The 14,717-nt window shown below is 57.3% G+C and carries 4 protein-coding genes; 3 read left to right on the top strand and 1 reads right to left on the bottom strand.

Annotation, left to right across the window (positions count from 1 at the left end; translation table 11 throughout):
* Window positions 1-67: 67 nt before the first annotated feature.
* The 3 genes from G4Z14_RS17045 to G4Z14_RS17055 all read left to right on the top strand — a co-directional run bounded on the left by G4Z14_RS17045 (window position 68) and on the right by G4Z14_RS17055 (window position 7,756).
* The gene (locus G4Z14_RS17045; protein ID WP_164627897.1) at window positions 68-1,267 is read left to right on the top strand and encodes a Fic family protein; all 1,200 of its coding nucleotides are present in this window, start codon (window positions 68-70) and stop codon (window positions 1,265-1,267) included.
* 183 nt (window positions 1,268-1,450) lie between these two features.
* Window positions 1,451-4,249, top strand: coding sequence for a DUF3427 domain-containing protein (locus tag G4Z14_RS17050; protein WP_227751830.1), 2,799 nt, complete (start codon window positions 1,451-1,453; stop codon window positions 4,247-4,249).
* A gap of 66 nt (window positions 4,250-4,315) precedes the next feature.
* The gene (locus G4Z14_RS17055; RefSeq protein WP_164627899.1) at window positions 4,316-7,756 is read left to right on the top strand and encodes a phospholipase D-like domain-containing protein; all 3,441 of its coding nucleotides are present in this window, start codon (window positions 4,316-4,318) and stop codon (window positions 7,754-7,756) included.
* A 474-nt stretch (window positions 7,757-8,230) separates the two neighbouring features.
* On the opposite strand, the gene G4Z14_RS17060 is transcribed toward G4Z14_RS17055, so the two are convergent.
* A complete protein-coding gene (locus G4Z14_RS17060; protein WP_164627901.1) occupies window positions 8,231-14,656 on the bottom strand; it encodes an NACHT domain-containing protein in 6,426 nt (2,141 codons plus the stop codon).
* Between the last annotated feature and the right edge of the window lie 61 nt (window positions 14,657-14,717).

Below are 14,717 nucleotides of genomic sequence, written 5' to 3' on the forward strand. Positions count from 1 at the left end.
TTTCTCGAACCCGGAAAACCAACCGGAACTCGAACAGGGCCAACAAGCCTTTCATCAAGGATGCGCCATGTCGACCGACACCATAGCTGACACGGGCGAAGCGATCACTGTCGTCGAGCCGCTGATCCCCGAAGAAGCGTCAAAGTATCGGCCTCCGCTGAACGATTTGGCCGTTGACCTCGCCAGCCAGTCGTCAGCGCTGCGATCGTCCCTACCCGAAGGCATCCGCGCGCCGCTTGCCGACCTCGTCCGGTCGATGAACTGCTACTACTCGAACCTCATCGAGGGCCACAACACCCACCCGATCGACATCGAGCGCGCGCTGAACAAGGATTTCAGCGCCGACGCCGAGAAACGGAACCTGCAGCTTGAAGCCGTCGCCCACATCGAAGTGCAACGCTGGATCGATACGGGCGGCCTGACCGACCACCCGCTGGCCCCCGACAGCATGCGGGAAATCCATCGCCGCTTCTGCCAGAATCTGCCCCCGGAATTGCTCGTCGTGCACAGACCGAACGGCACAGAGCTTCCCATAGTCCCTGGCGAATTCCGCACGGACTTCGTCCAGGTCGGCAAGCACGTCGCCCCCAGCCCCGGCGCTGTGCCGCGCCTTCTGGCGCACATGCGCAAGATGTACGGGCTGCAGGGCCGAAGCGGCGCGATCATCGCCACAGCCTGCGCCCACCATCGCCTTGTCTGGGTCCACCCGTTCGTTGACCTGAACGGCCGCGTCTCGCGCATGGTCGCCCATGCCATGCTGCGCGACACCGTTGGCTCCGATGGCCTCTGGTCCGCTGCGCGAGGCCTCGCCCGCCGTGATGCCGAATACAAACAGCGTCTTATGGCTGCCGACGAACCCCGCCACGGCGGCGCTGACGGCCGAGGCAACCTCTCCGAACAGCGCCTCGCAGAATTCGCAACCTTCTTCCTCGACGCCTGCATCGACCAAGTCCGCTTCATGGACTCCCTCATGCAACCGCAACGCCTGCGCGAGCGGATCATGGTTTGGTGCAAAGGCGAGATGGCCAAAGGCGCGCTGGCTAAGGGCGCAGACATCGTCATGCGCGAGGCGCTGATGTCCGGCGAAGTCGAACGCGGGGCACTGCCCGGCCTTCTCGGCGTCAGCGACCGTCAGGCGCGAAAGGTCACGGCGGAACTGCTGGCGATGGGGGCGCTGAAGTCAGCCACCCAACGCGCGCCTTTGCGGCTGAGCTTTCCGGCAAGGTTGGCGAGCGACTGGATGCCGGGGCTTTTCCCGGAATGGTAGATTTGACCAGTCAGCGGCACCAACGGCTTAAACCGGGCGCACAAACCGATTTATTCAAACAAACCAAGTGCCTGGACAAGTGTCATCCAATACCGTCCAATGACGCCGTAATCTTGTGTTCCAAGGATATCCGTGTCTGACCCACGCATTTCTTGTCCGATCTGTTTGCGCCGAGATGCTGGGTTGATCCCGGCGCCGCGTCATGTAGCGACATGGGATGAGCTGAACGGCCCGGAACAGATGGCGATGCTGGCTGAGGTGGGCGCAGCACTAGGGCGCGGCACTCCGGGCTTTATCGCTTCATCAGCCCATGACCATTTCCATCTCAGGGAAGGATCCGGGTCGCGTCTGACGACCGGGGGGCGTGACCCGCTTTTGCCTTTGCTCGCTGAAAGACTGGATACAGCGAAGTCTGTCGACCTCGCCATTGCCTTTGCAATGGACAGCGGTGTGGCACTCCTTGAGCCTTGGTTCCGTGAGATGCTGGCGCGGGGTGGTCGGCTGAGGATTGTCGTGGGCGATTACCTCGAAACGACCGATCCAACGGCTTTAGCGCGCCTTTTGGACCTGGAAGGGGCGGAGCTGTTCGTTTTCGAAACCGGCGGTCTCAGTTTTCACCCTAAGGCCTGGTTGTTCCGTGCTGCGGATGCGCGGGGGGCAGCGATTGTCGGAAGCTCGAACCTCTCGCAGTCGGCGCTGACCGAGGGGGTAGAGTGGAACCTGCATTCCGAAGATGCCGCGGACAGTGTCGCCGCGGCTTTCGAAGACCTGGTGGCACGCCCAGAGGTGAAGCCCCTGACTTCCGCCTGGATCGACGCCTATGCCAAACGCCGCAGAGCGCGGCCGATGCCCGAGTTCACTGCCCGCGTGGTGGCCGAGGAAGGCCCACCGCCAGAGCCGCATTCCATCCAGCAAGAAGCGCTAGAGGCCCTATCGCTCAGCCGATCGAACGGCCACCGCGCCGGTTTGGTCGTGTTGGCGACCGGACTGGGCAAAACCTGGCTGGCCGCCTTCGACACGATCCGTGCCAAGGCGGTCCGCATCCTTTTCGTGGCCCATCGCGACGAGATCCTGACGCAGGCGATGGCGGCTTTTCGGAAGGTGCGACCAGAGGCCAAGCTGGGCCGCTACACAGGCACCGAGAAAGAGGCGGATGCGGAAATCCTTTTTGCATCGGTACAGACGTTGGGCCGCATCGGTCACTTGCGCCAATTCGACCGCGACCATTTCGACTATATCGTCGTGGATGAATTCCACCACGCCGCCGCCAGCACCTATCAGAAGCTGATTTCCCATTTCACACCCAGTTTCCTTCTGGGTCTGACAGCTACGCCTGACCGGACAGATGGTGCTGACCTGCTGGGGCTATGTGGTGAAAATCTTGTCTACCAATGCGACCTGTTTCGCGGCATCGACGCGGGGCACCTGTCGCCATTCCACTATTTCGGTGTGCCGGACGATGTCGATTATGCCCAGATCCCGTGGAGGTCTGGGCAATTCGATCCAACCGCCCTCGACGCCGCCTTGGCGACAGAAGCGCGGGCGCTGAATGCGCTGGAACAGCATCGCAAGCGCGCAAGTGGTCCCGCGATCGGCTTTTGCAGCTCGATGCGCCATGCCGACTACATGGCGGATTACTTCCGCGCGGCCGGGTTGAAGGCCGTTGCAGTTCATTCGGGCCAAAGCTCGGCCCCGCGGGCAAGTTCCTTAGCTGCGCTAGGTCGGGGCGAGATCGATATCCTGTTCGCGGTCGACATGTTCAACGAAGGCGTCGACGTGCCTGAAATCGGCACCGTCCTGATGCTGCGCCCAACCGAAAGCGCGATCGTCTGGCTACAGCAGCTTGGCCGCGGTCTGCGGCGCGTCGAAGGTAAGGTGCTGCAGGTGATCGACTACATCGGCAACCACCGCAGCTTTCTTACCAAGGTTGCCACCCTTCTGCAGGCGGGCGCGGGAGATCGTTCGATTTCGACCAAGTTGGAGGCGTTGCAGGCCGGCGAGTTCCAGATGCCGAAAGGCAGCGAGATCACTTATGAGCTGCAGGTCATCGACATCCTGCGCACTCTCCTTCGCCCGAAAGAAGGCACGGCAGAGCTTGAAGCCTTTTACATCGACTTCCGGGACCGGAACGGCATCCGTCCCACGGCTGTCGAAGTCTTCCGCAATGGCTTCGACCCTCGCGCTTCGGGCCATGGTGGTTGGTTCGACTTCGTCCGCGACATGGGTGATGCAGTCCCCGTACGGCCCTTTGCCACCCATGGTCGGCTGCTGCACGAGATGGAACGCCCGCGCGGTTTGTCTCGCGCCGCGTTGACCGGCCTGCGCGACATTGTTGCAGGGCGGCAACCGACCGAAGGGGCCGAAGACCTCGCATTCAACCCGCACCTCGCCCAAAACGGCGTAATCCTGCGCCTAGCGCGCCCTGACGCATCAGGCGAATTGGAACCTCTTGCGCGTGAGTTGATCGAATGGCGGCTGGCCGAGACGCCCCTTGCCAGGGAAGCGGCCGAAGGGTCAGCCACTTTCGTCGGCAAGCCACAGTCGCTGGAGCTTTGGCAGCGCTACTACGTGCCAGAGATCGCAGAGTTCTTCGGCGAAGAGTACAAGCAAAACCTCTGGCGAACCGGGATGAAGGCATTGCCGGAGAAGAAGATCATGATGCTTCTGGCCAATGTCTCGACCCAGGACCTGACCTACGAAAATGCATTCCTTAGCCCGTCCCGGCTGAAATGGTTCAGCCAGAACCAGACGCGCCAGAACAGCAAGCATGGTCGCGTCATCAGCGGTGAGGAAGGCCATGAGGTCCACCTGTTCATCCGCCGCGGCAACAAGGTGAACGGCAAGGTCAATCCCTTCATCTATTGCGGGCAGCCGAAGTTTGTCGACTGGACAGGGGAGGAACCGATCGAAGTGACCTGGGATTTGCCAGTTCCCGCCCCGCGCGCGCTTTGGGCAGAGCTTGGAATTCCTGACGATGATTGATCGCCTGACCGCAGACTCACACGCCGTCGCCGGCAAGGCGATCCATAAAGGGCCATAAGGAAAAAGATGGAGCGGCAGGGACTAATCTCGCGCTTTTTCTCTCGGACCAGCGATGGTGACCGGCAAGAGAACGCGTCAGAGGCACAACCCCCGCAGGGCCACGATGCCTGGGCTGATAATGCGACCCGCCCGGTCCATGCCCTGGTCAAATCCGTGCTGCAGGAACCGCGCTGCCTGATCGTCACCGGGTATCAGGATTTCCTGTCTTCCCTGACGATCGTGCTCGATGCGGTCCATGGTCTTGCAGAACGGCCAGAAGGCAGCATCCGCATCGTTTTCGGCTCGAACACGGACGCTCGCCGACAGTTTGGGGGTGGCGGGCGGTCAGTCGCACAGGAAGCCCGACAGTATTTTCTCGGTGCTCGGGGCCTGTCAGTCGTCGACTTGGCTGACCTTCGCGCCGTTCTCGCGATGGATGCTATTGAACGAGGCATCATCCAGTTTCGCGCTTTCGATCCAGCGCTTGCAGAGGCAAAGCTGGGTCGCAGACCGCCTATGCTGCATGCAAAGCTGATTGTCGGCGAAGGCTCTGCACTGTCGGGCAGCGCAAATTTTTCGGTCAATGGTCTGCGCCGGAACCTCGAATTCATGGACGATGCCCATGCCTGGCCGGAAATCAAGAAAGCGAGGCGCGCTGTCGCCGAGCAATTCTGGGAGATGGGCCACGACTGGACAGAAACAGCGTTGGAGATCCTGCGCTCGCTCATCCGGCTCGTCACACCCGAGGAGGCGGTAGCGCGGACCGTTCACGAAGCCACTACCTTCACACCTTGGCGAGTTGCTGGAAATACGAGCGCAGGTCGCCCGCCGCAGCCATTTCAGGCGGACTTGGTCTATGAGGCTGCGGGCACCGTCTACGAACATGGCTTTGCTTTCGTCGAGGCCCCGACTGGGGCAGGGAAAACTGACATCGGAAAGCACTTGGCAACGGTGCTGCCGGTCAGCCACGCGCAGACCGTATTCTCCTGGGGTGAGCGGGCAGATCAACAGCGCCTCGGTTCGCTCGCCTTGATCCCCGCGAGCGTACTGAAGAACTGGACGACGAATGCCCCCGCAAACTTCAAGCCGATCAAGCACAGCCACTTGTCCCGCCAGAAAAAGGACGAGGCCGCCGAGTTGGACGAGATCAACCGCGCGGTCCGCTCGTCAGCGTCGATGATCGTGGATGAAAGCCACCGGCTAAGCTCGCGTTATCTCGCGCCTTCGGCGCGCTCGCTAGTGTTCGAGCGAAGCCCGGCCATTTGGACGGCCTGTCTCTCGGCCACGTTGATGGGCAACCAAGGACTCGATGGTCTGCTCGCTTTCCACGAAAAGCGCGCCTCGATTTATGTGCCTCCGTTGATCACAGATCAGATCAACCAGCACATGGCCAAAGTGCGCGCTCGCGGAGAACTGGTCCGGCGTCTGGATCAGGTCAATCGTCGCATCGAAGCGCAGGGTGTGCAGGAAGATCTATTCCACAGTGCCGAGACTCTGAGGGAAGAAGTCGGTGCTATCGAACGCCAGCTTGAAGCCGACGGCTTGCAGATTAGCGCGCTGCAAGAGGGGCTGGCAGATGCCCTAGCGCCCTACGTGGTGCGCCGCCAGCGCGCCTGCATAGGGGAAAGCGCCAACAGAAAAAGCGGGGCATTTGTTTACCCGTTAACCCGCAGCCATCGCGAAGACACGGCACTTACCGACCAGCAGCGCCAGATCATTGCGCGGATCAAGACACTGGCCGAATGCATCACGACCGGGATCACCCTTGTGTCCGCTGATCCGCAACGCGCAGGCCAGACCGAAATCAAGTTTCACGATAAGTCGCGAATTCACATACGTAATTTCCTGGCACTGCTGCGCGCATCAATCATCTTCGCGCGTGAAGAATGGGCTCGAGAGCGCGACAGCGATGCCGATCAGCGAGGACGCGCCTCAATCGGCGAGAACCTCCGACGCGCCGAGAGGCAGAACATGCGCCGACTTGCGGTGCCTGAAGGTGTTCTTTCGGAAGAACTGCCAGCCGAGGTCGACGACTCCCAGACACCGATTTGCGACAGGATCACGCGCCTTCTGAACCATGCGTGCCTCGATAGCATCGACGAGGCCCGCGCCGAGGTTATGCGCGATATTTTGCGCAAGCACGGTCACGCGATCTTCCTCGCGGAACGCGTCGGCGTGCTTGAGGTGTATGCGCGCCTTTTGGCGGGGCATCGAGGCCGGGGGCCCGAGGTTTTTGTGGTCGCCCCAGGTGCGCGGATCAAACCCGGCAGAAAGATGCATCACATTCGATCTGGGGCCGAAGCGCAGGAGTACTTCGGGATCGACGGGAAGTACGTCGATACGATGAAGCCTCGGGCCATGTTCCTGACCTTTCAGATGGCGGAGGGGATCAACCTCCAACTCGCGCCAGCACTTGGGATCATCGGGGTGACGTCGGACGTGAAAAGTCTGATCCAAGGTCTGGGTCGGATCGACAGGATCGACAGCCCGAACTCCCGCATCCACTACCACACCTTCGATCTGCCGGGCCTTGTTCTTTCGTCCGATCACAAGGCACGCGCCCGTGTTGCCAGCATCGCCTTGCTATCTGGGGTCGGTGCTGATGACCTGCCCTCTGAGCTGGTCGAGTTTGCTGCCGGAGATCTGACGGATCTGGTTCTCGATCAAATCAAGAAGCCAAGGATCTTGCGGTCTGGAAACTACTTCGATCAGATCGAGTGGCTGCGCCGATCGGTGCCGCCAGAGGTGTTCGAACTTGTTCAAAGCGCCAATCCGCGCGGCCTCTGGGGCGCTGAACTATGCCTGCTTGCATCACGGCAACCCGTGACGATCCTGCTTCTTGGGGGGCGTACTGGCAGCCCTCAAGACCCAACCGTCTTGCCTCCTCGCCTTCTGGCAGTGCGCGACCATGGTGGGCGAGCTGAGATCATCGGAGATCAGACGGAGGCGGCGCGGCTTCTCTCGCAAGCCTATGCGGAAACACGTCACCTGGACCGTCATAATATCCGCCCTGAGTTTGCCCAGGTGACTACAACCTTGGACCGATTGCGCGGCACTCTAGGCCAACTTACACACTGGGATATCCGCCCGGCACGCACTGTTTCCTTGCTGGCTTCCCTTGCGGGCTTCTTGACCGGCAGTCCTGTGACTGACGGAGGCCAGGGGCAGTTTGGCGACCTTACCTTGCCAGCGCTCGAGAAACTGGCCGAAGCCTGGGCGCACGAACTGGATGTCTTCTGGATCGAGGCAAAAGAGGCCGTAAGCCAGCGCAGCGCATCAGGGGGCGAAATCCCCGACTACCTTGGCATTGACGCGATCTACAGTGCCTTTTGCGCACAACCCGACGAAGTGCGTGTCGCCGTCCGCGTTCGGATGCATGACCTTATTCGGGCGTGCAGGGTTCTGTCAGAAGGGGAGCCTGTGGATATCCTAAGCCGCGTCGCGGTGATCTTTGAGGCTCAGCGGTGACACGATTGGGGTTCGGCGTGGTTCTGAAGCGCACCATTCGCTGCGACGGCGCAGTGGCCTAGCCAACGGAGGTTCAAACGTCGTCCAGCATTAGCGGCAGGCGAGCGGCCCGGAGCGGACATTCGACCTACTTGAGATAAGCGACCGCTTCGCGCGTTATCCCAGTCTCTGGTCGTGAAGCAAGGGAACGCCACGAGTAGATTTCCGATCTGAGGGTTAAGAACTCTGTTTGAACATCAATGCTTGCCCCCGACTTCGTCCAAGATTGGCGCTATATTCTTCAGATCGTAACCTCCGGAATAACGAAAGTGCCTACGGGATGAGCAGCTAAAGTTCTGCAATAAATTTGCGACTTTTGCCTCTGCTGCCAATTTATCGGGGCCTCTCGCACTACGAGCAGCAAGAACCAACTCGGCGAGGTGGTGGGCTTTCCAGCGACCGAGTGTGTCGACAGTCTTGTGGAGATTCAGAGCACTAACAATCCTGTCGCCAAGTTCCAACGTCTCGTTCGGCAGCGCGTATTGTACCGTCCATTCCGAAAATGAAGAGCCTATCGAATCTAACTTCGGTCGACTCTTTATCGTCATAGGAAGAACTTCTCTTGCCTTCTTTGTCACGACGCAACCCCACTTCCATTATCAATTCCATTCCTTGACCACGAAGGAATTCGGCCAAGTCTGAGATGCGAACTAGGAGCCGATAGCCATCAGACCTCACACGGTCATCGAAATACGTCTCGCGGTCGTCTTCGACCTCAGGATGACCCCACGCCTCATATATGAAGGTAGGCTCGGAATCACTTGAACGAAACCAACGAGCAGCTCCGTCTTTTTCCCGAGTGAGACCGAGCGCCCTTGTTATGACACGCCCCGGTTCGCACTCAATGCGGCGCACTCCATTGCAAAAGCGATCCGTGCGATCAAATCGACTGTCGCCATCATTGTTCTTAAGCCACCCACGCAAAACGTAGTCACCGTCATCGATTTCAAGGTCATCGCCTTCTGGCGGAATCCGGTAGTCAGAATCGTCCCAAGTTGTTTGGAGTGCTCGTACAAGCGCGTGAGCCGCGTCTGAAGACACGAGGCCAGTGCTTACGCTCACCTCATGACGAAAGGCCCGAGAAGCAGTTGTGGTTGACTGATCAACCACGAGGTATCCGGGCCTATCTGCCACCATGACTTCCGCAAGAATTTCTTCGTCCGTCGCATCCTTCCGCCAGTCATCAATCGACCTCTGCGGAGACCGCCAAAAGCCTTCCAAAAGGGGGCGGCTGCCAACCAGATCGGATAGCCAAACGGGTGGTGCGGTAAGCTTGTCGAGGCCTATCTCGTAGTCCAACGAGCCATAATCCCCGTCGTGCTGCGCCAATCGATGCGACAGTAAGGCTTCCCCACCCGCACACCACATAGCATGCCATTCGAGATAGCTTTGATAGCGCTCTAATGTCGGAAGGCTGCCGTGACTATGCGATGAGCGCTGCCAACTGCGATCATTGAAGCGAGCTATGCGTTTCTCTCGAGAGCCATATGAGCGCTCATCTATGACACCCCACACGTCTGATATGTATCTGTCGGCAGTCTCAATAAATTCTTCTTCGGTGAGGTCTTCGAAAATTCCTATCCAGCCAGAATACCAATACCGTAAAGTGTCCATCGCGTCAAAATGAAATCTCAGGCGAGGATTCTTACTCTGATCAAAAAAGTTGAAACTACCATAGTTACGTTCTTTCTTCGTGCCCTTTGGAAGCAGTGACTTGTTGACGTATTTAAGGTCTTTCTTTTGAAGGTCGGAAATGCTCAATACGCCGGCAAAATCCAGCTTTCGACACGCATCCGCCGCATAGTCGCGCATGAGAATATGTGGCAATACATTGTCGGTAGCGATCGCAAAGAGCTGCCGGCCTATGGCCTCAACGAATGCGGGAAAATCAAGGGCAATCCGATCGGTGGCAATCAAGAGCCAAAGGCGTGATGCAAGCAAGTAGTATGGTGCATCAGGTTGCCGGAAAGCGATATCTTTGGTTCTTTCAAACTGATCCCACAAAGCCGCAAACGTTGAATTCTCTCCGAAATCCGCAAGGCATCTAATCGCATGTGCCGCACGCCACCGCACATACACATCAACATCTCCAAGCAGCGAAAAGAGAAAACGACCAAGTGCCTCGTCCGTGGTGGCAGGAAGTTCGGCCACGTCCGGAGAAGACTTGTCTTCGGCGGCTAGCCTATCGTACAGCCGACGAATATACCAGGCCACAGTTTTGCGGGCCTCGTCAGCAGGTAGAGAGATCGCTACCCGTCCGACAATCGCGAACAATGCACCCGCCGACATCACGCCGACGTTGCGCTCGACCCCCGACATTAGTATCGACAACACCTGCTCTGTCGAAGCCTCGGAGAGTTCGAGCGCACGATCCAATCGACCGTCGTCTCTTGGAAAATAACGACTAAAGGTGGGAAGATACTCTGAGATCGCGTCAGGTAGCTTCGTTCTACACCAGCGCTGTACGGCAGGCTGCGACTTCCATTCCGACAAAGCTGCTAGAAGCCCCGACACAAAATCTGTGTCGGTGATGTCAGCGTTCATTGTAATCAAGGCGTCAAGATGGGCAACCCGGTCTGCGAGATTGACAGCCTTACGAGCTGTTGCAAGGATTTCAAACGACGAGACGTACCGTTTTTGGCCTCTAGCCTCAGTCAATGTCTTCTCAAGCTTCTCCCTCAGGCGTTCCGAGTCCGTAAGATCATCTCTTGTCCAGGTGACCTGTATTGTCTCACGTTGCTGCCTTGGCGACCCTGTTTGTGTGACGATAGGTTGCTCTGAAGGTGCTTCTGCCAGTAATCGTAGAAAGTACTTTTGCTCTTTGTATTCGTCTGACCACCGTCCAGAGCCTTTGTTCATAACAAGAGAGGTTGCGGCGTCACCAAATGCTACCCGCTCCAGAAGAATGTTCTTCGCAAAATACTCGGAGAGTTGCACACAGGTCGGAGGATGTTCCCGTGCAGCATCAATCACTGAAACGACTGCTTCGTCTTCCACCTCCCTCAAGAAGAGCATCAACGACGCCGACTGGCCGGTGGACAATTGACGTTGCTTAATCCCTTGATCGATTATGGGATTAAGAGTGCGATGGAAGGGCGCTACATCCTTGTCTTGCCAGCGTGCCGAGCACGAGAGGGCGGTATTCAGATCGAGCAAGACTAGCGTTCGCATTCCAGCGTCCCAAGGAAAACCCTCCACGTTCTCCAAGCGGATACCTGCATCTTCAAGCACATCGGAGAAAGCACGAGCCAGTTCCATCTCGGGAGCACTAATTGCGGAATGACCTCTTTCTGCTAGTGCGGCCACGGCTCGAATCTGATCCATGACTTCGCTGTCTAGTTCTGCGGCCACCTCCAAAGCGGTTTCGAAAAGTGCACTGCTGTCGCCCGGGCTAATCCAAAGCAGCCATTCAGAAAATCGAGCCAAAACGGAAGACTTATCTTCAGCGCCTATCCTATTACACCTAACGCTATCAGCTTCTTTTGCAATACTTGACACAAGATCGTCGTGAAGTGCCTTCACATTGCGCAATCTAGCGAACAGCGTATCGGCGTTCCGCTCTCCACCGGACCATCCGCGATTTCGAACAGAAAGCGAGAAACGAACGATCTCTTTGGACAGAGTAGGCTCTCCCGCTAAAGTGGCGATACTCTCCGCTGCCTTCGAACGCATTCCACTGGCGTCATAGTGGCGGTTGATACGCCACGCGTTCTCCGACAGATATGTCAACGCTTCTTGGGCGAGGCCGTCAATGGACACCACGGGTCCATTCTCTGCAATGAACTGGGCACGCCATGCGTAAATTCGCGAGACGGCCCCAACCACCTCACGAAGTTCGCGGTCATGTCGATCCGTATCCTGATGGCCTCGGCTGCCATCTGACCGTTCTTCAGGCTTGGGTCGCGGAGTCAACGGGTCGACATTCTTTCCGACTCGACCTTCGATGGCCTCAAAAAGAAAGTAAGATCGCATGACTGCGTCTAGAAGGACATGATCCGAGGCGTAAAGACGATCAATTCTTCTGGTCTCGGGGTCCAAAAATGGTGAGAGCCAGCTCTTTAACTCTTTGGGATGTCTGCCTCTCATGACCAGCAGTTCAGTGCCAGAAATGATCATGTCGACAACTTTTGGGCCAATCTCTTGATGCGGCCCATATCTTTCTAGCAATTTGGTACTGGGTTTCGCCACCGCCGAGAGCGCGCTCACGCCATTTTCTAGTCTTGCTAGGTCAACAACCGCACCAGACATGGCTAGCGGTACAAGCACAAACACAGCACGATGGAGCGGCAGCGACTCCGCAATTTCGTTGACGATCTCGAATTTCCCTTCGGCCAAAAGGCGGTCGACAGTTGCGAGGCCAACATCCATCGCAAACCGCCAAGGCCGTAACTCTCGATACCTCCTTACTGCTGATGCGACGCCGGAGGTATTCAGGTCAGCGTAGAGAATATGCGCAAAGTCCTCTGCTCCGATCGGCCATGCTCTGGCATGCTGGTCCTTCGCTAGATCGTCCTGATAGGTATCCCATCTCAATTTGAACCAGGCGTTAGCCCGCTTTCGCAGTTCACGGACTGCCGACCTATTATTCGATTCTGCCTGGTTACCGATCATCTGCAGGAGAATTTGGCCGTGGTCTGCCATGTAGTCAGGATCGCGGAGGATCAAACGACGGACTGAGTCTTCCGCAAACCTAACCGATAGCGACCGATGCTCAATGAGAAACCGCCGTAAGTTATCGTCGCTATGAACCGCTTCAGCGCCCATCATAATGAAACGTAGCGCTCGGCTATTGTTGCCGGCAGTGCGGCATACTTGAATAGCAGTACGAAGACGCTGAATACCTATCTCGCGCCGTATAGCGACATCCGGCAGCAGCCCTACTGGGGGTTCTGGCTCTCCTTCAACAAAGTTGAGTAGGTTCTCGTGTTGGCCCGAGCTAAACATCATTGGCACGACAGCCAAAGCGGCATATCCACTAGTTGAAGCGGTTCTTAGAAAGTACTCCGCTGCAGCACGTGCTACGTCCGGCAATTGCTCAGCGCCGGCCTCTCTTGCGTATGCTTCAAAATCCTCGTCAGCGAAGCCTATCTTGCTGTTATCCAGTGTGAATCCGGGAACAAGATCCGCCACGATGTCAGCTAACGCAAAGCTTGACACGTTCAGGATTCTAGAAAGCACGTCGATCGGAACAGGGCGTGGTAAGTGGGTTACAGCAGCACAGAAGCGCCGAATTTCTCGCTCGCCACCATGTTTTCGAAATGCTTCAACGAGTTGGGTTTGGAAGATTTGGTCGAGCGCTTTGCCGTCTGGCCTAAGCGCATCGATCGCCTGACCATAGTCATCCGGAGCCGACTTCAACGCATAGGACTGTACCCGGGGAACGCCTTTCGAAAGCTTGTGAAACTCATCGATCCAATCATCATCCGCGTTCCAGAATTTTCGGACATATTCGGTGGTCTCTTGCAGAGTGAACGGTTCGAGTTCGATCCTCTGGAAACGGGCCGGGACTGATAGTTCGGAAAGCCTGCTTGTGCGGCAGCTTATAAGGATGCGGACATTGGTTGGTAGGTCCTCAAAAGACATCAGATCTTGCGCAAAATCCGGCTCAGGCGGCTGCTTCGACCGAGCAGCACTTGAAGCGTTGTCAATTGCGTCTGCCGTGACTACGAGAAGTGCCGTGTCGTTCAACGAAGACAAGATCTTTGAGGCTTCATCAAGTCGTCGACGCATCGCTCGCGGAAAGTCAGTGTGATTTCTCGGAACGAGGTAAGTTGGCAGCTTTAGCTTTTCAGCCACTTCATTCGCCAGCTGAACAAAGGCTTCCTTCTGTCGATGCCTGGATTTACTGGCATCCAAATACGAACCGGCCCCGTAGCAGTCGAACACGACCATCACTGACTGCTCGGGCAGTTCGTCCGCTATGAGTTGAAGAGCTGTCGTCTTTCCAAGCCCCCCATTTCCGTGCAGGCAGAAGTATTGATTTCCGTTACCTTGCAAGGCCTGCGCGGCACGAGAAATGCTTGGGCGCCTAACCGGCTGATCGACACGATCGATGTACGAGGGCGCAGGAAAAAGCACAGATGGGTCGCCTGCGCCGAGCTTAAGCAAAACGTCGTGAGGCGTTACAAGTTCGCCTGCGCGTTCAGGAAGCATGAGATCATGGACATATCGTCGTAACTCGCCTGCTATCTCAATAAACTCTGTGTCTTCCCATTGAGAAATGCGTTTCAAGACGTCATCTTCGATCCGAAAGCGTGAGCCTGCTGCGCCCACTAAATCGAGTGATCTCGCGAAGTTACAAAAACCCGGAAGAGCCAAGCCGCTGGCTTTGGCAAGTGTCCGGAGGTCGCTAGAAATTCTGGGGCGTTTTGTGTGGCTGGAGGCCGCGATAGCCTTCGCCTCATCGATAGCTTCAATAAGAGCGTCATCTATCCGCTGATTGGTGACGAGCTGCACCAAAACGGTGGTGGGGTCTTGCGTTTTCCTTCTAGCCACCAGAGCAGTGTAAGCCTTAGCCATCTTTCCAATGACCGAAGACTCCAGTCTCGCCGTCTTTGATGCTGAAATGCGTGACACTGTCCAGGATGCGCTCGCATTTGCAGCTGAGTACTTAAGTTGCTGAATTTCAACCCTATCGGCGGTCGCCTCACTTTCGGCTCCATAGAGTAGGGTGCAGTCGACACCATCCCATTCGTTGCCAGTCCCGGCATCGGCCGTCAAACCTTCCAGCGCCATTGCACTGAGCTTGGAACCGCGATCAATGAGGCGCAATGCCTGCCGCATCGCCCAAAACTCGTGGAAATCATCCCCAGTGTTCGAGCCGCGAGCACCTCCAAAGTCAGCCTTCTGTGAGCTAGCCATTCTGCTTCAGCTTACTCCATCTACGAGGCGAACCTTCACACATGATTGTAATCTATCTGTC

This window comes from Tabrizicola oligotrophica (assembly GCF_011008935.1).
GTDB classification, from domain to species: Bacteria; Pseudomonadota; Alphaproteobacteria; order Rhodobacterales; family Rhodobacteraceae; genus Tabrizicola_A; species Tabrizicola_A oligotrophica.

Coding starts and splice junctions, on each gene's coding strand:
- G4Z14_RS17045 (WP_164627897.1), top strand. CDS start 68: ATGTCGACCGACACCATAGCTGACACGGGCGAAGCGATCACTGTCGTC.
- G4Z14_RS17055 (WP_164627899.1), top strand. CDS start 4,316: ATGGAGCGGCAGGGACTAATCTCGCGCTTTTTCTCTCGGACCAGCGAT.
- G4Z14_RS17060 (WP_164627901.1), bottom strand. CDS start 14,656: ATGGCTAGCTCACAGAAGGCTGACTTTGGAGGTGCTCGCGGCTCGAAC.